This is a genomic window from Deinococcus taeanensis (assembly GCF_020229735.1).
GTDB classification, from domain to species: Bacteria; Deinococcota; Deinococci; order Deinococcales; family Deinococcaceae; genus Deinococcus; species Deinococcus taeanensis.
Genome location: NZ_CP083458.1, coordinates 294,373 through 313,715, shown reverse-complemented (window position 1 = coordinate 313,715; position 19,343 = coordinate 294,373). Strand labels below are relative to the sequence as shown.

Sequence of the window (19,343 nt, the reverse complement as noted above, 5' to 3'; positions counted from 1 at the left end):
GCCACGCGCCAACGGTTACTTCAGACCGGCGCTGGCCATCACGCCTTCGGTCACGCGCCGCTGGAAGATCAGGTACGCCAGGATCGTCGGCACCGCCGCCGTCACTGCCGTCGCCATGGTCTTGGCGTACGCCACGCCGTACGCGGACTGCACCTGCGTGATGCCCACCGGAATCGTGAGGTTCGACGTGTCGTTCATCACGATGAACGGCCACAGGAAGTTGTTCCACGCCGCGATGAAGGTCACGATCGCCAGCGAGAACGTAATGCTCCAGTTCAGCGGCAGGTAGATGCTGAACAGCACCCGCACCTCACTGGCCCCGTCGATGCGGGCGGCGTCGCCCAGCGCCGGGGGAATCTGATCGAAGAACTGCTTGTAGATCACGACAGCCACCGGCGCGGCCAGCTGAGGCAGAATCAGCCCCAGCATGTGGTTCACCAGGCCCAGCTTGTTGACCAGGATGAACAGCGGAATCAGACTCGCCTGAAAGGGAATCATGAACCCGGCCAGGATCAGGCCGTACAGCCAGCGCCGCCCCCGGAAGTCGATCTGTGAAAGGGCGTAGGCACACATCATGGACAGCAGCAGCACCAGCGCCGTGATCACCAGGCTGCTACCAACACTGTTGAGATACCAGCGCACCACCGGGCTGTTCTGGAAGATGTACGTGTAGGCACTGAAATCCACGGTCTGCGGCCACAGGGTGGGCGGCAGCGCCACCGTGTCGTTCTCCGGCTTGATGGAGGTCACGAACGCCCAGTACAGCGGAAACACCCAGGCCAGCGCCAGCAGCACGGTCACCAGCGTCAGCAGCGTGCCGGGCAGCGCCGCGAGGCGTTGCCGCCACGTCCGCGCGGGGCGCGCCGCAGGCGCCTGCAGCGGACTGCGCGCGCCGATCACGACCGCCCTCCCCGCTGGCTGAGGGCCAGCTGCACGGCCGACACCAGCCCGATGGCCAGCATCAGCACCACACCCAGCGCCGAGGCGTACCCGCCATGCTGCTGCTGAAAGCCTTCGCGGTACGCGTACAGCAGCAGCACCAGCGTCTTGTCGAACGGCCCGCCCTGCGTCAGCAGGTAGATCTGGTCAAAAATCTTGAACTGAGCGATCAGTTGCAGCAGCAGAATCAGGCTGGTCACCGGCCAGAGATTCGGCCAGGTGATGGACCGGAACAGCCGCCACCCGCTTGCGCCGTCGAGCGCCGCAGCCTCATAGATTTCCGGGGAGATGTTGCTCAGGCCTGCGATGAACAGCAGAATGTTGAAGCCCACCGTCCACCAGATCGTGACAAACGCCACGGAGGGCAGCGCCCAGACCGGATCCTGAAACCAGGTAACGGTGCTGCCCGTCACAAAATTGAACAGCCCGAAGTTCGAGTCCAGCACCCAGTTCCACACGTTGGTCACCACGCTGACCGGCAGCACGTACGGCAGGAAGAACGCCGCGAGCACCACGTTCTTCAGCCGGCGCAGCCGCAGCACCAGCATCGCCAGGCCCAGCCCGATCAGGGTGTTGGGCACGGCGGTCAGCACGATGAACAGCACGGTGTTCCACAGCGCCGTCCAGAAGGTCGGTTCACTCAGCAGCCGGGCGTAATTGTGCGTGCCGGTCCAGCGCCCAGCGCCGGTCAGGTCAGCGTCCGTGAAGCTCAGCTGCAGGACCCGCAAGGTCGGGTACAGCAGGAACAGGACGTACAGTGCGGCGAACGGCACGACCAGCGCCGCCGCCGTCAGGGCGCGCTGCCGCGCGTGTGCGGCCCGGCCCGGCCCGGCCGGGCCAGGGGGTGGGGAAGAGCGGAGCGGGACGGGGGTGGTCATGCGGGTGAACCTCCAGGGGCGGGAACGGGGCGCCGCCCGCCCCGCGCGGGCAGGGTGGGCGGCGTGGCCCCGGCCAGGCTTACTTGGCGAAGCCGTTCAGGGCGGTGGTCAGTTTCGCGATGCCCTGCTCGGGGGTCGTCTGGCCCAGCAGCACCGGCGTGAAGTTCACGCCGATCGCGTCGTACACGGGGCCGCCCACGCCGAAGATCGGGGCGCTGGGTTCAAGGCGCGCGTCGGCCGCGGAGGTCGCGGAGTACTGCGTGTTGGGCTGCATGGCCTTGAACGCCGCGCTGGCCTGGGTGGGCAGGTACGCGGGGATGTGCCCGCCGCCGGCCCAGGTGGTGCCGCCCTGTTTGTTCACGTACCCGATGAAGGTCATCACGGCCTTGAGTTTCGCGGCGTCCATGGGCGTTTTCGCGTTGGTGGGAATGGCCAGGAGGTGCGAGTCGGCCCAGGTGCTGGCGTTGCCGTACAGCGCGGGGAAGCTCATGATGCCGTAGTCGAATTTCAGCTGCCCCTTGGCTGTGGCGTCCACCATGGTGGGCACCTCCCAGTTGCCGTTGAGCATCGTGGCGGCGCGCCCGGCCGTGAACAGCGCCACTCCGGCGGGGTAGGTGACGTTCTTGGTGATCAGGCCCTGTCTGCTCCAGTCGGCCATGATGCGCAGCGCCGCGAGGCCCTTGGTGTTCAGGTCGGTGGTGGAGAGCTTGCCGCCCCGCACCAGCGTGCCGCCCTGCTGCAGGAACAGCGAGTACCACAGGCGCCACACGGAAGCGGAATCCTGGTTGCTGCTCAGGGCGATGGGCGTCACGCCGGTTTTGGTCTTGATGGCCTGCAGCGTCCGGGTCAGGTCGGCGACGGTCTTCATGGGGGCCAGGGTGCCGCTGGCGCTGAGCACCCCTGCTTTGCGCAGCAGGTCTTTGTTGTAGTACAGCACGAAGGTGTGGGTGTCGAGCGGAATGCCGTACAGGCCGCTGCTGCCGGCGTTCTTCGCGGCGGTGTTCAGGCTGCTGATGAGGTTGCCCTGGAAGTCGGCGGGTTTCAGGCCGCCGAGCGCGAGGTCAGCGGGGGTGATCAGGCGCAGGTCCCGGCGCTGCAGGCCGGCGGGCGCGGCGGAGAGGTGGTAGGTCATGACGTCGGGCGTCTGGCCGGCAACCACTGCCGTGTGCACCTTGGTGTAGAAGGGATTGCCCCAGGTCTGGGTGGTGCGCTCGACCTTGATGTCCGTCTGGGAGGCGTTGAAGGCGTCGACGATCTGCTTCATGCGGGCGCCATCACCTCCGGCGAAAAAGTCCCAGAAGACCACCTTGGTCTGGGCGTGCGCGGAGCCGGCGAGGGTGAGGCCGAGGGCGAGCAGTCGGAAAGTACGCATAAGTCCTCCAGGGGTGCTGCGGGCAAAGGCGGGGGTGGACCGCACGGGTGCGGCCGGCGTTATGTTGCACTTGTGAACGATCACATCGTAGAAGCGCCGTCCGGCTCCTGTCAAGCCTGCTGCCTCTCAGCGCGGCGCGTGCTGCGACAGCAGGGTCGTGAACGACAGCGGAGGCAACGTCACCTGCGCCTGGCGGCCCTCCAGCCTGGGCAGCGCCACAGGCTGCGCCGTCACCGCGTCCGGCGCCTCAAAGGAGTTCGCCGCCAGTGGATCCGGGCCGCTCATCTGCCACGCTCCGGTCAATGCCTGGGGCGCCTCGTCCTCCCAGCACAGGGTCACGCGCAGAGGCTGCGTCTGGGAGCGGTTGACCAGGAACGCCGCGCCCTGCCCGGTGGCGTCATCAAAGCTCGCCGACACGTCCAGCATGTTCACGTCGCCGTACCGCGCTGTCGGGTGCACCGGGGAGCGCACCAGGGGATCAAGTGCGCGGCCGCTCGCGTGGCGGCTGAACAGCGTCAGCGGATAGAAGATCGTCTGCCGGAACATCCCGTCCCGCCTCGTCATGACCGGCGCAATCACATTCACGATCTGCGCGATACAGGCGATCTTCACCACGTCCGCCTTGCGCAGGAACGTGTTCAGCCAGGTGGCCACGACCAGCGCGTCCTCCAGGTTGTACACCTCCTCCAGGATATGGGGCGCCTCACTCCAGGCGCCGTCGGCGCCCTTGGCGCGGTACCACACGTTCCATTCGTCCCAGCACAGGAACACGTCCCGTTTCGACCGGTTCTTTGCCTTTGCCACGCGGATTGCGGCGGCCAGCGTGTCGGCGTGCTCATCAAAGTGCAGGCTGCTCGCGAGGTAGGAATCCGTGTCGGTGGGCAGCCCCTCGGTGTTGGACACGGTGGGGTACGGATTGGCGGCGTAGTGATGCATGGAGAAGTAATCGATCTGGTCGTACGCATGTGAAAGCACCGTCATATCCCACTCCGGGTACCCCGCCATGGCCGTGGCCGACGACCCACACGCGATGGTCTTGATCCCGGGGTCCATCCAGCGCATCAGTTTCGCCGCCTGGAACGCCTTGTCGGCGTACGTCTGCGCGTCCATCTGTCCAATCTGCCACGGGCCGTCCATCTCGTTGCCCAGGCACCAGTACTTCACGCCGTACGGCTCGGCCCGGCCGTTCTTCGCGCGCAGGTCGCTGTACAGCGTGCCGGTCGGCAGGTTCATGTATTCCACGAGGTCGGCGGCGTCCTGGATGCTGCCCGTTCCCAGGTTCACGGCCCACATGGGTTCGGTGCCCAGTTCCTCGGCGAACTCCATGAACTCGTGCGGTCCGAACTGGTTCGTCTCGATGGACCGCCACGCCAGCGCCCGCCGGCGGGGCCGCTCCGCTTTCGGGCCGATTCCGTCGGTCCAGCGGTACCCGGACACGAAATTTCCGCCCGGGTAGCGCATGATGCGGTAGTTGGTCTCCTTGAGCGCGGCCATCACGTCCCGCCGCAGGCCCCGTTCGTCGGACAGGGGCGAGTCCGGGTCGTAGATGCCTTCGTAGATGCATCGGCCCATGTGCTCGGCAAACCCGCCGAACAGCAGCGGTGAGATCTCGCCGGTGGTGCGCCCGGTGTGCAGGGCGACACTGGCCTGAACGGGGATGGTGGTCGGCTCAGTCGTCAAGGCAATCAGGTCCTTTTGAGAGGTGAGTGTACGCTTCAGGCGCGGCGCGGGCCGAACCGGTGGGCGAACGCAACGGAGGTGATGTCCACCGCAGGGGTGGACCGGGAACACAGCATCGGACGCCCGCAGCATACAATGTGAGCGTTCACAGTCAAGGGGTGGCGCTCCACAGAAGGCTCGCGGACAGGCGCAGGCCCAGCCAATCTCCGGCCCACCGGATCCTCGGCGCTCCCCGCTGCGACTGTCGTGCCCCTGAGTCACGCTGCCGCGCTCCAAGGTGAACCGGGCCGGATGGGTCCAGCGGCTTAGTTCACCATGCGGCTGCGCTGCCTTGACTGTGCTCGTCAAGCTGGCGTGTCAGTTGCCCGGGCTGTGTCCTCAATGGGAAGGAACGTCCGGGCAGACCGGCAGATCTGCCAGCAGGCGGGTCAGGAGACGCTGCGTTCCGAGCAGCAGGTCCTCCTCCGGCAGGACCACGTCCTGCAGGGTGCGTGCGCAGGTGTACGGCGACGGGTGCAGATTCAGTTCCGGGAGGTTCACTTCCCGGTCCGCCAGAATCAGGGCGGCCATGACTCTGGTGGCGCGGGGGCCGGCGGCGTCCGCCTGCACCAGCACATTGAGGTACGTGCCACACCCGTCGGCGGCCAGCTGCACCCCGGCGTCCTGCAGAAGGGTGCGGATGGTGTTCTCAACAGCGCGCGTGGACCACGTCTGACGGCTGGTGTTCACCGTGGTGCCGTGAATACAGGTGTCCTGAGGCCACGCCGCTCGCACCGGCGCCGCCGGTTGTGCGCCGGTCATCTGCAGGCTGAGCAGTGTGAGGGCAAGCGTCCGCTTCATCGCCCTCAGGGTATGCCGGTGGTCCGGCACGGCTGAGGAGCCAGCTTGCTTTCTGAGCGCCAGCTTCATGTTGGCTGTCATCGTTTGAAGCTCGTGACAGTCGCGTGTGGCCGCCTGGTCTTAATACTCGGGGCTTATTGGAGGGCACAGGGGGTGGTGGCTCCCAGATGGCATGAGTGAAAAAGTGTGTCTGCGAGGAGGTTTTTTGCGGATGAGCAGAACCTGGATTTATGAACCCTTTATATGACTGAAATTAAGCGTTTTGAGACGCTTGTTGTGTAAGGCCTTTGTCATTAAGATCCTCTTAAGGTACAGCCATCGATGAGCCCACGGGGGTTCATCCCGCCACCGAAACGGCAAACCCGTCGCAAGACGGGGACGCAAAGCTCCGGAACCCATGAGGTTGGCCGAGCCACCGAAAGAAGGGAGAACCCCATGCTGCAGATCACCACCCTGAAAACCATTGCCCTGGCTGCCGTCACCTCCGCCCTTCTGGCCGCCTGCTCCACCACCTCCAGCCCCGACGCCCCCGCTGCCGAACCTGCCGCCGCCGCCGACCAGACCGTGCAGACCCAGGCCGTGACCGGCAGCTGGCGCGACGACTTCACCACGCTCGACACCACCCGCTGGTCCGTGTCGGGAGGCAGCTGGACGCCCTTCTGGGCCCGCGACGGCCTGACCGGCCTGTGGAACACCCAGAACGTCACCGTCAAAGACGGCTACCTCGTCATGAAACTCGACGTGACGGCCGGTCTCCTCGCCAGCGGCGCCGAGGTCGCCACCAGCGCCCAGTACGGCTACGGGACCTACGAAGCCCGGGTGCGCGCCGCGAGCAGCAGCGCCGACCCGTCCGTCGCCGGGACCGGCAGCAGCGGCAACATCAGCGCCTTTTTCAACTACGTCAACAATTCCGAAACGGAAATCGACCACGAGATCGAAGGTCAGAACCCCACCACCGACTGGATGGGCGCCTGGCAGACCACCGCCCGCCACGACTACGGCACCGGCGGCGCGGGCGGCGCCAACCTCACGCAGGCCTTCCACACGTACCGCTGGGACTGGAGCGCCACCAAAATCGATTTCTACATAGACGGCGTGCTGAAACGCACCACGACCGGCGTCCTTCCCAGCGCGGCCGCGCACCTGATGCTGAACCTGTGGCCCACCAACTCCACCGGGTGGGGCGGCGTGGCCTCCCTCGGTACCTCGTACATGCTCGTGGATTACGTGAGCTTCACCCCTGCTGGCGCGGCCGACACGACCGGCACCACGCCCGTGGTGAGCGCCCCCACCGACGACACCGCTGCGGGCGCCGTGGCGTTCACGAAAGCTGCGCCGGCCCAGGGCACGCTGAGCAGCGCGGACACCCGCGACTGGTTCAGCTTCACCAGCACCGACGCAGGCGGCCTGAGCACCGTGTCGGTCGCCACCGACTGGAACAGCGATCTGGAAATCTACGCTGCGGACGGCGCCACCCTGCTGGGCAGCAGCCGCAGGAGCAAAGCCAGCACCGACAGCGTCACCCTGACACTGAAACCCAATACCACGTACTACGCCCGGGTCGTGTGGTCGAGCCGCGCCCCCGCCTACACCCTGAGTGCCACCGGCGCCGTGCGCTGAACCCCGCTCAGCACGCCGCCGCCCGCCAGTTTCAGGCGGGCGGCGGCGTGCTGGGTTCGTGGCGTTCCGGACCCAGGTGGACCCGTCAGCGAATAATCTCAATCTCGGACATGGACGTGGACGTGCTCTCAACCCGCTGCTTGCGCAGGTCGTTCACGTCCCGTTCGTCCAGGGCGTGCTGCGCCATCACGATCGTCTGGCACAGCAGCATCACGGACGCACTCACGCTGGCCGACAGGGCCCGCGTGTCCCGCTCGCCAATCACCACGCCCTGCCGGCCGTCCGTGAGGAGCAGCACCGTGGGCCCGACCAGCAACCCCGCGGCGTCCGGACCGGTCCAGGTGCGGGCGCGGCTGTTCATCAGTTCCTCGCGCCACAGCAGTGTGCCGCCGCGAGGCTCGCCGGTTCCCTGCGGCTGATCGTGCGGGGGGGCGTGTGGCGTCAGGGTGGCAATCACGCCAGTGACCACGCCGCCCTGATCCCGTTCCAGGGCCGTCAGGTGCGTGATTACCGCGTCACGCGCCGTCTCGCCGCGCTGCCACGCTTCAATCACGTTGAGCGCCTGTTCAGTGTCGTTCACGGTCCACCTCCGGCTCACTATAGGCCGACCAGATGGGAAACAGTGCAGGGCGGCGCGCGCCTTCCCGGGCCTCCGGGGGCAGCACGAGGGCCGTGAACCGGGCAGGGCCGCGGGGCCGGCCCGCTGAGCTGCGTAAAGAAAGGCGCCGCGGGGCGCCTCTCTCCCTACATCAGGGGCTCAGCTCCGGTACGGAGCGCTTTCCTTCAGGGCAATCAGGTGTCCTCTGAGGTGTCGTGGCCGGGGGTGGTGCTCGCCGGGTCGCTGGTGATCATGCTTCCGTTGGAGGCCACGTCCTGCTTGTCGAGGCCGTGTTCGGTGTAGCCGTCAGCGACGGTCGCTTCAGCGTCGGCGTCCTGGACAGCGTCGCGGTGCTCATCGGTGCGGCCCATGAACTGCAGGTCCACGTTCCGGACATTCTCTTCCGTCAGCGGCGGCGTGCCGGTCTTGTTCTTGTCGTCGGACATGCCTCACCCTACCGGGAGCGCGCAGGCGCCTGAGTGAGCTTTCCCTAAACCGGGCGCCACCATTGCCCACCCGTTCGCTGACAGGCGCAGGGGCGCCACGCCGGGCGGCTGACGGTGATCAGGCCGGACGTCTGCGGCGCTGAACGTACCGGGTCACGCGGCGTGAGGCCGGAACAACGACACGAACGCGTCGACGACGTGCGGGTCGAACTGACGGCCGCGCTGCGCGCGGAGTTCCTTCAGGGCGTCGTCGTGCGTCCAGGCGGACTTGTACGGGCGTTCACTGATCAGGGCGTCATACACGTCGCAGACCGTGAAGATTCTTGCGAGCAGCGGAATGCGCTCCCCGGCGAGCCGGTCGGGGTAGCCCGAGCCGTCCCAGCGTTCGTGATGGTGGCGGATCACGTCCAGCGCTGCGCGGGCCAGAGTGGGAATGCGGGAGGCGATGGCGTGCCCATTGTGGGCGTGCGTCTGCATCAGGGCCCACTCGGCAGGGTCCAGCCGGCCGGGCTTGCACAGCACGGCGTCCGGGATGGTCAGTTTGCCCAGGTCGTGCAGGCTGGCGCCGTGCTTGAGTTCGTTGAGGGTCACGCCACTGAGGCCCAGGGCGGTGCCCAGCTGATGGCTGAGGTCCATCACGCGGACCGTGTGCCCGGACGTTTCCAGGTCCCGGGCTTCCAGGGCGATCCCCAGGCCCAGCAGGCCGCCCTCCAGTGTGTCCTGCAGGGCCCGGTTGAGCGTTTCAAGCTCTTGCTGGGCACGTTTGAGTTCGGTGATGTCGGCGATCACCGCGACCACTGAGGTGGCGGGCGCGTTCTGAGGCGGAAGCAGCGACACGCGTGAGCGGGACCAGACGATCTCGCCGTCGGCGCGGACGTAGCGCTTTTCCAGCACGGCGGCGTGCGCTTCACCGTGAATGACGCGGCTGAGCGCTTCGAGCGTGCGCGCCACGTCGTCCGGGTGCGTGACGTCGAGGACACTGACGCCGGTCAGAGCGGCGCGTGAGCGGCCGAAGAACTCGGCGCCGCTGGGGTTGATCTGGAGGATGGTTCCGTCAAAGGCGATTTCCAGCAGGCCGGCGCCGGCGTGTTCAAAAAGCGCCTGCGGGTCGGCAGGGGTGACAGGATGGGTCTGGGTCATACGCGGAGCCTCCGGAAGAACGGTGCACTGGGGCCGACACGCGCCGCACCCTGCTTCATGGATTCCTCATGGTGACAGGCGGCCCGTCACATAACCCTCACCTGCACGGGCCCGGGTGCACCGTCTGACTGGCCGCGCCGGAGTCGAACCTCCGGGAAACGAGGCCGCTGAGGTGTGAAAAGAACCTGGAGCGCTCCGCAGGGCCTCAGGACTGTCACGGGTCTCTGACAGGCCCGGTCAGGGCAACGGCAGTTCCGGGCGGCCGCGGAGGTGAGGCGCGCGCCGCGCGGCGTGGCTGGCCGCCGCGGCCAGCAGCCCCAGGGCCAGGGTCAGCCACGCCAGCGGCTGCGCGCCCAGGCCGGGCAACAGGGCGCTGCCCAGCCACGAACCAAAACTGATGCCCAGATACACCACGCTGGAGTTCAGGGCGAGCATCAGGCCGCGTTCGCTGGGGTTCAGGTGAATCAGGCGGGCCTGCTGGGGGGCCTGAAACATCTGCCCGAACAAGGACATGGCGGCGAAGGCGGCGGCGCCCGCTGCGGGCGTGTGCGGCAGGGTCAGCAGAGCGACGGCGACCAGGATGCTGCCGGTCAGACTGAGGGTGAGGGTCCGGGCGTGACCGTACCGGGCGGTCAGCGGGCCGGCAACGCTGTTGCCGACGATCCCGGCCATGCCAAAAGCCAGCAGGGTCAGGGAAATCCAGGGGCCGGCGCTGCCGAAACGGTCGGCGAGGTAGCTGCTGGTCACGCCGTACACCACGAAGACCGCCGCGAGCTGCAGCAGACTTGCGCCCAGGGCGGGCCGCACGCCAGGGGAGAGCAGCGCGCGTCGGTAAAGGGCGGGGGTGACGCGTGAGCCGCCGGGAACGGCGGGAACCAGACGCGCGATCAGCAGGGCGGTCAGCGCGGCCAGGGCGGCGAGGGCAAGCAGGGTGCCGCGCCACCCGAGGACCGGACCGAGCGCTGCGGCCAGAGGAACGCCCAGGACGGAGGAGAAGCTGAACCCGGCGAAGACGGTGGCCAGCGCCTGGGGCTGCTGGTTGGGCTCAACGAGCTGGCTGCCGGTGGCTGAAGCGACTGGGCCGATCATGGCGGCGCCCACGGCGACCAGGGCGCGGGTAAGAAGCAGGGCCGGGAAGCTGGGGGCGAACGCACCGGCGATCAGGCCGGTGGCGAGGACGGCGAGGCCGGTCAGAAGCAGGCGTTTGCGGGGCCAGTGGCCGGCGGCGCTCTGAACGAGCAGCGCGGCGACGGCGAAGGTCAGCGCGAAGGCCGTGACGAGCAGACCGGTCTGCACGGCAGGAATGTGGAAGGTGTGGCTGATGGGCAGGCTGAGGCCGACGACGGACAGGGCGGCGGTTCCCAGGGTGAAGTATGCGAGGGCCAGGGTGAACAGGGCCGGAGCAGGTTTCGGAACGCCGCGTAACATAATGGAATTCAATACGAGACGTCACGTAATGTCAAGCCGCCGCGCACCTATACTGAACGGCACATGCCGCCCGGCCGACCCCGCAACCACGCCCATTCCGACGCTGCACGCCAGGCCGCCTTCGAGCTGCTGCGCGAACACGGCTACGCCGCCATCACCATGGAAGCCGTTGCCGACCGCACCGGCATCTCCAAGCAGACCCTCTACCGCCGCTGGAAGCACAAACGCGCCCTGATTCTCGATGCGTTCGCCGAACAGGCCGATCTTCTGCCCGAACTGCCCGACACCGGCACCTTCTCCGGTGACCTGCAGGCCCTGCTGCGCGCCACCTTCGCCACCCTGCGCGGCGAATGCGGCGTCACCAACCGCGCGCTCGTCACCGAAGCCCTTCAGGACCCCGAATTCCTGACCGAACTTCGCGAACGCCACCTCAGCCGTCGCCGCCGCCAGATCACCACCCTCCTGCACCGGCACGCTGAGCAGGGCGCCCTCCTCACGCCCCCCACCGACACCCTCGTGGACCTCATCCTCGGGCCGGTCTGGTACCGGCTCCTGCTGCACAGCGGCCCCATGGACGACCAGGCGGCCGACGAACTCGCCGGCCTCCTCGTGCGCCTCGCCCAGCCCCCCAGCCCGCCCGGGTGAGCGGTGTGGCGGCGCGCCGACCAACCCGACAGACCTGGAGGGCTGGCCTGAACCAGGGCCGAGCCAGCCCGGCGGGCAGGGCTCAGTCGCCGGCGCCCACGGCGGCGCCCGGCGCGGGCGGCACGTCCGGATGCACGCGCCGGCGTTCAAACTGCCAGAACACGCTCGGCACCACGTAGAAGGTCAGGAGCGTCGACGTAATCACGCCGCCCAGAATGACGATGCCCAGGCCCCGGCGGAACTCTGCCCCCTCACCCTGACCCACGATCAGCGGAACGCTGATCACCAGCACGGTCAGGGTGGTCATCAGGATCGGCCGGAAGCGCAACTCTGCCGCCTCGACGAGCGCCTCACGCAGCGGCAGGCTGCGGGCCCGCTCCGTGACGAACTCGAGGTACAGAATGGCGTTCTTGGTCGACAGGCCCAGCAGGATGACCATCCCCAGCACCGTGATCACGTCCAGGTTCACCCCAAAAAGATTCAGGGTCCACAGGGCGCCCACCACAGCGATGGGAATCGGCAGCTGCAGGTAGACCGGGTACCGGAACGAGTTGAACTGACTGCCCAGCACCAGGTACGTGAGCAGAATCGCCACCACCATCAGAATCGGCCCGTAGAACACGAGGTCCCCGGTCAGGCCTGCGCTGCCGAACGAACTGGCGTTTCCGAGCGTCACGCCGCCCCGGAGCAGCCCGGCGGCCTCGACGCGCTGAACGAGGGTCTGCTGGTAGGCAAAGGGGTTGGGCCCGCCCCTGACGAGGTTGATGTTCAGCGTGGCCGTGTACGCCTTGTTCAGGCGGGTGAGTGTCGCGGGCGCCTGGGACAGCTCGAAGGCGCCCAGCTGCGACAGGCTCAGGTTCGCGCCGAGCGCCTGAGAGTACACCGTCTGGTCGAGCAGGCTCTGCTCACTGCTGATCAATGCCGGATCCAGCCGCACCACGATGTCCACGCTGCGGTCCCCGTCGCGGACGCTGCCCGCCACCGTGCCGTCGTTGTACGTGCGCAGCGCCTGGGCCACGTCGCTGGCACTCAGGCCGGTTCCGGCCAGGCGGGTGGTGTCCGGCAGGAAGGTCCGTTCCTGCCGGGTGGCGCTGAGGCTGCTGTTCACGCTGAGCAGCTTCGGGTCCTGCGAGAGCAGGCGCACCACCGCGCGGTTGCGTTCCACCAGCGTCACCTGATCCGGCGCGGTCAGCGCCAGCGAGATGTCTGCGCTGCCGCCCGGCCCGTTCTGCTGCGTGGCGACGCGCAGCTCACTGCCGGGCACGCCCGCCGCAATGGGGGTGAGCGCCCGCGTGTACCGCGCGACCAGGTCCTCAATGGGCGCGCGCTCGGTTTTGGGAATCAACGTCACGCTCAGGGCGGCCTTGTTCGCGTTGGCGCCACTGACCGCGTTGCCGGACCCCACACTCGTCTCCACGAGCTTCACTTCCGGCCGGGCGAGCAGCGCGTCTTCCAGCAGAGCCGTGACGCGGTTCGTGACCCCCAGGTCCGTGCCGGTGGGCAGGCTGAGATCCACGGTCAGGATGCCGCTGTCGGTCTTCGGCGTAAACGCGAAACCCACCCCGCGCAGGGCCAGCGGCGCGCTGAGCAGGAATAGCAGCGCTGTCAGCATGACCAGCCACGGCCGGCGCAGCGCCACCGTGAGGCTGCGGGCGTAGGCGCTCGCCGTGCGCTGCAGGGCGCCGTTCACCACGCCGTGCAGGGTGCCGGTCAGGGCTTCCAGAACCGCCAGCGCGGCGCCCAGCACGAACCGCGCGCCGGCCAGGGTAAGCGGCGCGAGCAGCGCGCCAAGGGCCACCGCCACCGGCACGCTCAGTCCGGCGTGCCGCAGCAGCGCGCTCAGCCCGGCGCCCGCCACGGCCAGCGCCAGCCATCCCCCCACAGTCCGCACCGCCCTCAGACTGTTGCCCAGCAGCGCCGGAAAGCGGCCCAGCACGCCCGGCACGTCCCGCCACGTGACCGGCGCCGGGTCGCGGGTGTACGCCATGCGGACCGTCAGGAACAGCAGACTCTCCAGCCACGACAGCACGATGGCCGCCGCGATGCCCAACCCGAACTGACTGAAGAACTGCCCCAGAATGCCGGGCATCAGGCTCAGGGGAATCAGCACGGCCAGCAGGGAGAAACTCGCGGCCGTCACGGCGCTGAACACCTCGCTGGCGCCCAGCAGCACGCTGCGGACCGGGCTGTACCCCAGGTCGCGGTAGCGCTGGACATTCTCCGCCACCACAATCGAGTCGTCCACCACGATCCCGATCGCCACGATGATCGCCAGGAGCGAGATGATGTTGAACGTGAACCCCAGCGAAGCGTAGAGCAGCGGCGCGGCACTCACCGAGATGGGAATGGCCAGGACCACCGCCAGCACCGTGTTCAGGCGCCCGAGAAACAGCAGGCAGATAACCCCCACGGCCCCGATCGCCAGCAGAAACTCCTTGAAGGTGTCCTTGACGGTGGCGCGCGTTTCGCGTGTGGTGTCACTTGCCAGACTCAGCCGGTACCCCTGCGGGAGCGGCTGGGCTTCCATGACGGCGCGGACGCTGTCGGCCACCTGCACGGAATTCGTGCCGCTGCCCTTGCGCACCGCGAGCAGCACCGCCGGCTGCCCGTTCACGCGCGCGAGGTTCCGCGCGCGCGCCGCGCTGTCACGCACGCGCGCCACGTCGCGGACCTGCACGCCCGAGGTGCTGTCCACTGGAATGGCCGCCACGTCCGCGGCGCTGTGCGGCGTGTTGCGCGTCGCGAACTGAGTCTGCGTGCCGCCCTGCGACACCGTTCCGGCCGGGAGGTCCAGGGCGCTCGCCCCGATCGCCTGCGTGACCCGCCCGGGCGTCAGGTTGTACGTCTGCAACCGGGCGGGGTCCAGCAGCACCTGCACCTGCCGTTCCGGACCGCCGCTGACCGTGACGTCAGCCACGCCGTCCACGCGTTCCAGGCGCGGCACGAGCACGTCCTCGGCGAACGCCGTGACCTGCGCGGGCGGCGCGCTGCCGCCCAGCAGGGCCAGCGTCAGGATCGGCGTGGCGTTCGGGTCGAACTTCTGCACGACCGGCGCCTCGCTGCCGTCCGGGAGTGTCCCCCGAATGGCAGCGACGGCCTGCGAAACACTGTTCGCCGCGGAATCCACGTTCGTGTCGTCACTGAACGTGATGACCACCGCCGACTGGTTGCTGACCGAGGTGGTGTTGATGTCCTGCACGCCCGCCAGGGTGCTCACCGCGTCCTCAATACGGCGGCTCACCTCACGGTCCACCTGATCCGGACTGGCTCCGGGGTACGGCGTCGAGACGGCCAGGACCGGCACCTCGAAGTTCGGCAGCAGTTCCACACCCAGGCGCAGGGTCGCCACGAAGCCCGCGAGGACCAGCAGCACGAAAATACCGATGGAGAACACGTAGTTGCGTACGCTGAAGCGCACCAGGGGATGCACGGCCGGCTCCGGCGTGCCGTCCGGCAGCGTGCCCGGCGGCTGACGGAACTCCGCAGGCTCGTGCGTGCTCACTGCGCAGCTCCCGCCACGCGCGACTGCACCTTCGCGCCGTCCTGAAGGCTGGCCGGCACGGGGTTCACCACCGCCGCACCGGCGCTCAGCCCGCGCAGCGCCACCAGCCCGGCGCTTTCGGCCAGCACCGTCACCGGCGTGCGCCGCGCCGCGCCGCCGGACACCGTGTACACGACATTCTGCCCGGCGTCCGCCTGCACCGCTCCGCTGGGCACCAGGACCCCGCGGCCCAGCGTGACCCGGTAGCGCGCCTGCGCCACCGCCCCGACCGGCAGGTTCGCGCCGCCCTGCACGCGCGCCGTGACCGGCACGAGGCGGTTGGTGCCCGCAATGCCGGGCGTTCCGGTCACGACCCCCACGTAGTTCTCGCCGCCGAACCCGACATTCAGGGTCGCGCCGTCTGTCAGGGCCGCGGCGTCAGCCGCCGCAACGCTGAACTTCACGCGGATGCTGCCTGGGTCCACCAGCCGGAACACCGGGGCGCCCTGGCCCACGAACTCACCGACCTCCACGCTCAGTGCCGCCACCCTTCCCGCAAAAGGTGCCCGCACCGCGGTGCGCGTCAGGTTCTCCTGGGCCTGCTGCACGCCCGCCTGCGCCTGCGCGAGCTGCACTTCCTGCAGCGGCACGCTGTTCTGGGCGCTCTTCCCGTTCTGCGCCAGGGCGTTGCGGGCCTGCGCGACGCTGCTCTGCGCCTGCGCCAGCTGCGCCCGCGCGGCCTGAAGGTCCGCGAGGCTGACGCCGCCCAGCCGGTATAGCTTTTCGGCGCTCTGCGCGCCCAACTGCGCCTGCGCGAGGCTGGCCTGCGCGGCACTCACGGCCGCCTGCAGGCTGGCATCCGCGCCCTGCGCGGTGCGGCGCGTCTGCGCCAGGCTGATCTGGGCCTGCTGCAGCTGAAGCCGGGCGTTCTGCAGCGCCTGTCGCTGCGGCGTGTCGTCGAGCTGCGCGATCACTTGCCCGCGCGCGACCTGCTCGCCCTCGCAGGCCAGCAGGGACTTCACGGTCCCGCCGGTCAGCGCGGCCACCTGCGCGTCCCGCTGGGCCTGGACCGTGGCACTCGCGCTGCGCTGCGCGGTGAGCGTTCCACTGCGGGCCGCGACAGTCGTGACCTGCAGGGTGGTGCTCTTGGCGGGCGTTGCGTCCAGGTCGTTGCGGCTCTGGGCCTTCTGGCCAGCGCAGGCCCCCAGCGTGAGGGTCAGGAGCAGCAGGGGAAGGGAGCGGCGCACGCTCAGTTCACCGGCCCCGTGGCGGTGAGGACATTCAGGCCAGTCACGTCCACGCCGGACGCCGCACTCAGAGCCGCCAGGGCCCGCCACACGGTGTTCTGCGCCTGTTGGACCCCCAGCTGCGCCTGCTGGGCACCCAGTTGCGCCTGCTGCACTTCCACGGCGGCGGCCGTGCCGGCCTTCAGGCGCGCCTGGGACTGCGTGAGGTTCTGCTGTGCGGTGCGCGCCGCCGCCTGCGCGATGCTCACGCGCGCCTGGGCGTCCAGCGCGGCGCGGTACGCCTCACGCACGCCGGTCTGTGCGGCGCGAAGGCCGTCCTCCAGGCCGCGCTGCGCCTGCACCAGGGAGGGCATACGCTTGTCCAGACCGGTCTGCAGCGCGGCGAGCGTCGCGCTGAGCTTCGGTGCGGCGGGCGGCGCACTCAGCTTCAGGTCAGTGCCGCCCGCAACGTTCAGGATGCGGGCCAGCGTGGCTTCCAGGACCGGCAGCTGCCCCCGGGCACTGACGAGGTCCTGCCGGTCGCTACTCAGGGCGTTCTGCGCGCGGCTCACGTCCAGGGCCGTCGCCACGCGCGCCGCCAGACGGGCCTGCGCAATCTTCAGCTGCCGTTCGCTGAGCGCCACCTGCGCGCCCGACAGTGTCACGCGCAGCGCCGCCTCGAAGGTCTGAAGGTATCCGGTCACGGCCGCCTGCGCCGCACCCAGTTTCGCGGCGTCAAGCGCGGCCGCCTGGGCGGTAACGTCCTGCTCGGCCTGTGTGAGCGTGGTCATGATGCTCGCCGGATCGGCCCGCACGGCTCGCAGGTTCGCCTGCGCCTTTTGCAGGTTGACGCGGGCGGTGGTCACGTCTGCGCCCTGCGTTACGGCGCGGTTCACGGCGCCCGGCAGGGTCAGGACGACCTGCGCGTGGGCGCCACTCAGCGCAACCAGGGTCAGCACGATCAGGGGCACGCGGGCATGCAGGATTTTCATGGTCGGCCTCCGGAAGGCAAGGAAGTGGGAAGGGTCAGAAGCAGCGGGTCGAGGTGGGCGGTTGTCGGGGCCAATGCCGCGCCGTCCAGCGCTACGGGGTCCTGCTGGGCCTGTTGCAGCGCGAGGTCAGCCAGCGCGGCGTCCAGGGCGGGGTTCAGGCCGGCGTCCAGCCGGGCGCGCGCTGCCTGCACATTCAGGGTGGCCGCGCTCACGCAGGTCTGGGCAGCGTGCAGCGCAGCGCCTTCGTCCTGCAGGACACTGAACGGCAACTGAACATCCAGTTCCACCGCCTGCTGCGCCGCCTCCAGGGCCGGGTGTGCCTGCTGGGTCCCCAGCTCCGCCTGCGTGAGCGCCGCCCCCCGCACGGTGCTCGGCAGCGGCATAGACGCGCTTAGGGAGAGCGCAACGCCGCTCACGGCGCCGCCCGTGTCGCGCAGCGGCACGCTGCGCTGCCCGGCACGCAGGCTGGCTGTTATGCTAGGAAGCCGCGCGTCCAGCGGGGCAGCACGCTGCCCTGCCTGCGCGTACAGAACGGCCCACTGGGCTCGCCGCCCCTCAGGCCGCTGAGCGTTCGCCCGCCCCAGAAGCCTCTCCAGGTCCCCGGTGGGGGAGAGGTCGGGCAGCGCCGTCTCCAGGCCCACACGGCCGGGCAGAGGTACCTCACCCGTCAGTCGGCGTGTGAGCGCCTGCTGGACCTGCTCCACGCTCCGCGCCGTACGGGCCTGTGCTGCCCGGGCATCCTCCAGCGCCGCCTGCCGCTCCAGGACAGCGCTTTCGGTCAGTAGACCCTGCGCGCGCTGGGCGCAGTCGACCTCAAGCGCGCGCGCCGAGAATCTCAGCTGCGCGGTCAGCGCCGCACGGCTGGAGCGCAGTTCCAGCGCGGGGGCCTCCACGGCGCGGTCAGGGCTGCGCACCCCCTCAGGGGTAGGGGACCAGGGCAGCGCCTCCTGGGTGCCGTGGGCGCCGGCACTGAGCTTCAGGCCGGCCCGCGCGCGCGCGCTGTCAAGCTGGAGCTGCGCGGCGCGGCACCTCAGATCGGCGCTGCGCCAGCCGGGCAAGCCCCGCGGGACCGACAGGCGCTCATCCAGCGCAGCCGCCGGCAAAAACGCCACTTGTGCTGAAGCGGTCGGCGCAGGCCTCGCAGGGGGCGCGGTCTGTGCGGCCGCGTCGCAGAGCAGCGTGGCGGTCAGCAGCGCAGACCGCCGGCGGGACCATCGGATGGGTTCGTTCATGGCAGACCTCAGGGAAGAGAGGTGGGGCAGTTCCGGGAAGCGCCCCCACGATTAACGAGTGAACACTTACTTATGACTGGCGGGCGGCTTCCACTTGTTGCTTACGGCGCCAGGCCGGGCCACAGCACGTCCATCAGGCCCCGGACGAACCGGCCTGCGTCCAGGGCGCCCTGCGTGCTGGGGAGCATCTGCTCGCGGTGCACAAAATGTGTCAGGGCGCCCACCACACTCAGCGCCGTGACGTCGGCGTCCAGCGGCCGCACCCGTCCCAGCTGAACTTCCCCCTGCAGGTAGGCGGCGAGCGCGTTTGCGTCCGCGCGCATCGGATCGTCGAGGCGCTGCAGGATGAGGTTGTGAGAGGGATCGTGCCCGCGGGAGAACATCACCATGAGTTTTGGCACCAGGCCGGCCGCCTCACGCAGCATGGTCAGCAGCGCGCGCTCCAGGTTGCGCCGGACGTCGCCTGTCCCCACTTGGGCCAGGAGCGCCGCGCGCCACTGCCCGTAATCGTTCAGGCCGATGGCCGCCACGAACAGATCCTCCTTGCTGGCAAACCGGTTGAACAGGGTGCCCTCAGACACGCCTGCGCGCCGCGCGATGGCTGCGGTGGTGGCGCCGAAGCCCTGCTCCAGAAACACCTCGTGAGCCGCCTCCACAATCTGTGCATCCGTGATCTGTCGGGGCCGGGCCATAACTGAGCCTATACTCAATTATATGGGGCGGGACAGTGGTCCCACCACCCGGGAGCATGACCGTCCGCGTCTCGCCCCGGTCAGCCGCCTGCGGCGTGCACCCTGCCTGAACTGCCAGCACCACCTGACGCCTT

At 69.0% G+C, this 19,343-nt stretch carries 16 protein-coding genes and 1 riboswitch; of the genes, 2 read left to right on the top strand and 14 right to left on the bottom strand.

Features of this window, described 5'->3' with window-relative positions:
* Positions 1–15 precede the first annotated feature (15 nt).
* The 5 genes from LAJ19_RS19125 to LAJ19_RS19105 all read right to left on the bottom strand — a co-directional run bounded on the left by LAJ19_RS19125 (position 16) and on the right by LAJ19_RS19105 (position 5,709).
* Positions 16–825, bottom strand: coding sequence for a carbohydrate ABC transporter permease (locus LAJ19_RS19125; protein ID WP_225524356.1), 810 nt, complete (start codon positions 823–825; stop codon positions 16–18).
* A gap of 71 nt (positions 826–896) precedes the next feature.
* Positions 897–1,817, bottom strand: a complete 921-nt coding sequence (locus LAJ19_RS19120; protein ID WP_225524091.1) for a carbohydrate ABC transporter permease — start codon at positions 1,815–1,817, stop codon at positions 897–899.
* Positions 1,818–1,896: 79 nt separating this feature from the next.
* Positions 1,897–3,189, bottom strand: coding sequence for an extracellular solute-binding protein (locus LAJ19_RS19115; protein WP_225524090.1), 1,293 nt, complete (start codon positions 3,187–3,189; stop codon positions 1,897–1,899).
* Positions 3,190–3,315: 126 nt separating this feature from the next.
* On the bottom strand, positions 3,316–4,869 hold the full coding sequence (locus LAJ19_RS19110; protein WP_225524089.1) for an alpha-N-arabinofuranosidase: 1,554 nt from the start codon (positions 4,867–4,869) through the stop codon (positions 3,316–3,318).
* A gap of 378 nt (positions 4,870–5,247) precedes the next feature.
* A complete protein-coding gene (locus LAJ19_RS19105; RefSeq protein ID WP_225524088.1) occupies positions 5,248–5,709 on the bottom strand; it encodes a hypothetical protein in 462 nt (153 codons plus the stop codon).
* 345 nt (positions 5,710–6,054) lie between these two features.
* Positions 6,055–6,129: riboswitch (cyclic di-GMP riboswitch) on the top strand.
* A gap of 15 nt (positions 6,130–6,144) precedes the next feature.
* Between LAJ19_RS19105 and LAJ19_RS19100 the strand changes: the two genes are divergently transcribed.
* Positions 6,145–7,329 (top strand): glycoside hydrolase family 16 protein, encoded by a 1,185-nt coding sequence (locus LAJ19_RS19100; protein ID WP_225524087.1) that lies wholly within the window; start codon positions 6,145–6,147, stop codon positions 7,327–7,329.
* An 85-nt stretch (positions 7,330–7,414) separates the two neighbouring features.
* Here the strand turns inward: LAJ19_RS19100 and LAJ19_RS19095 are convergent, their stop codons facing one another.
* The 4 genes from LAJ19_RS19095 to LAJ19_RS19080 all read right to left on the bottom strand — a co-directional run bounded on the left by LAJ19_RS19095 (position 7,415) and on the right by LAJ19_RS19080 (position 10,941).
* Positions 7,415–7,909, bottom strand: coding sequence for a hypothetical protein (locus LAJ19_RS19095; protein WP_225524086.1), 495 nt, complete (start codon positions 7,907–7,909; stop codon positions 7,415–7,417).
* Positions 7,910–8,121: 212 nt separating this feature from the next.
* On the bottom strand, positions 8,122–8,373 hold the full coding sequence (locus LAJ19_RS19090) for an M-like protein (protein ID WP_225524085.1): 252 nt from the start codon (positions 8,371–8,373) through the stop codon (positions 8,122–8,124).
* Positions 8,374–8,526: 153 nt separating this feature from the next.
* Positions 8,527–9,513, bottom strand: a complete 987-nt coding sequence (locus LAJ19_RS19085; protein WP_225524084.1) for an HD-GYP domain-containing protein — start codon at positions 9,511–9,513, stop codon at positions 8,527–8,529.
* A gap of 237 nt (positions 9,514–9,750) precedes the next feature.
* Complete coding sequence (locus tag LAJ19_RS19080) at positions 9,751–10,941, bottom strand: MFS transporter (RefSeq protein WP_225524083.1); 1,191 nt, start codon at positions 10,939–10,941, stop codon at positions 9,751–9,753.
* Between the two features lie 63 nt (positions 10,942–11,004).
* On the opposite strand from LAJ19_RS19080, the gene LAJ19_RS19075 reads away from it, so the two are divergent.
* The gene (locus tag LAJ19_RS19075; protein ID WP_225524082.1) at positions 11,005–11,586 is read left to right on the top strand and encodes a TetR/AcrR family transcriptional regulator; all 582 of its coding nucleotides are present in this window, start codon (positions 11,005–11,007) and stop codon (positions 11,584–11,586) included.
* 82 nt (positions 11,587–11,668) lie between these two features.
* On the opposite strand, the gene LAJ19_RS19070 is transcribed toward LAJ19_RS19075, so the two are convergent.
* From LAJ19_RS19070 to LAJ19_RS19050, 5 genes are all read right to left on the bottom strand, one after another.
* Positions 11,669–15,088, bottom strand: a complete 3,420-nt coding sequence (locus LAJ19_RS19070; RefSeq protein ID WP_225524081.1) for an efflux RND transporter permease subunit — start codon at positions 15,086–15,088, stop codon at positions 11,669–11,671.
* Positions 15,085–16,314, bottom strand: a complete 1,230-nt coding sequence (locus LAJ19_RS19065; RefSeq protein WP_225524080.1) for an efflux RND transporter periplasmic adaptor subunit — start codon at positions 16,312–16,314, stop codon at positions 15,085–15,087. The genes LAJ19_RS19070 and LAJ19_RS19065 overlap by 4 nt, the downstream gene beginning before the upstream one ends.
* A gap of 2 nt (positions 16,315–16,316) precedes the next feature.
* The gene (locus LAJ19_RS19060) at positions 16,317–17,285 is read right to left on the bottom strand and encodes a TolC family protein (protein ID WP_225524079.1); all 969 of its coding nucleotides are present in this window, start codon (positions 17,283–17,285) and stop codon (positions 16,317–16,319) included.
* The gene (locus LAJ19_RS19055) at positions 17,282–18,517 is read right to left on the bottom strand and encodes a TolC family protein (protein ID WP_225524078.1); all 1,236 of its coding nucleotides are present in this window, start codon (positions 18,515–18,517) and stop codon (positions 17,282–17,284) included. Before LAJ19_RS19055 ends, LAJ19_RS19060 begins: the two co-directional genes overlap by 4 nt.
* Positions 18,518–18,618: 101 nt before the next feature.
* Positions 18,619–19,209, bottom strand: coding sequence for a TetR/AcrR family transcriptional regulator (locus tag LAJ19_RS19050; protein WP_225524077.1), 591 nt, complete (start codon positions 19,207–19,209; stop codon positions 18,619–18,621).
* Between the last annotated feature and the right edge of the window lie 134 nt (positions 19,210–19,343).

Coding starts and splice junctions, on each gene's coding strand:
- LAJ19_RS19120 (WP_225524091.1), bottom strand. CDS start 1,817: ATGACCACCCCCGTCCCGCTCCGCTCTTCCCCACCCCCTGGCCCGGCC.
- LAJ19_RS19115 (WP_225524090.1), bottom strand. CDS start 3,189: ATGCGTACTTTCCGACTGCTCGCCCTCGGCCTCACCCTCGCCGGCTCC.
- LAJ19_RS19105 (WP_225524088.1), bottom strand. CDS start 5,709: ATGAAGCGGACGCTTGCCCTCACACTGCTCAGCCTGCAGATGACCGGC.
- LAJ19_RS19100 (WP_225524087.1), top strand. CDS start 6,145: ATGCTGCAGATCACCACCCTGAAAACCATTGCCCTGGCTGCCGTCACC.
- LAJ19_RS19090 (WP_225524085.1), bottom strand. CDS start 8,373: ATGTCCGACGACAAGAACAAGACCGGCACGCCGCCGCTGACGGAAGAG.
- LAJ19_RS19085 (WP_225524084.1), bottom strand. CDS start 9,513: ATGACCCAGACCCATCCTGTCACCCCTGCCGACCCGCAGGCGCTTTTT.
- LAJ19_RS19080 (WP_225524083.1), bottom strand. CDS start 10,941: ATGTTACGCGGCGTTCCGAAACCTGCTCCGGCCCTGTTCACCCTGGCC.
- LAJ19_RS19075 (WP_225524082.1), top strand. CDS start 11,005: ATGCCGCCCGGCCGACCCCGCAACCACGCCCATTCCGACGCTGCACGC.
- LAJ19_RS19060 (WP_225524079.1), bottom strand. CDS start 17,285: ATGAAAATCCTGCATGCCCGCGTGCCCCTGATCGTGCTGACCCTGGTT.
- LAJ19_RS19055 (WP_225524078.1), bottom strand. CDS start 18,517: ATGAACGAACCCATCCGATGGTCCCGCCGGCGGTCTGCGCTGCTGACC.
- LAJ19_RS19050 (WP_225524077.1), bottom strand. CDS start 19,209: ATGGCCCGGCCCCGACAGATCACGGATGCACAGATTGTGGAGGCGGCT.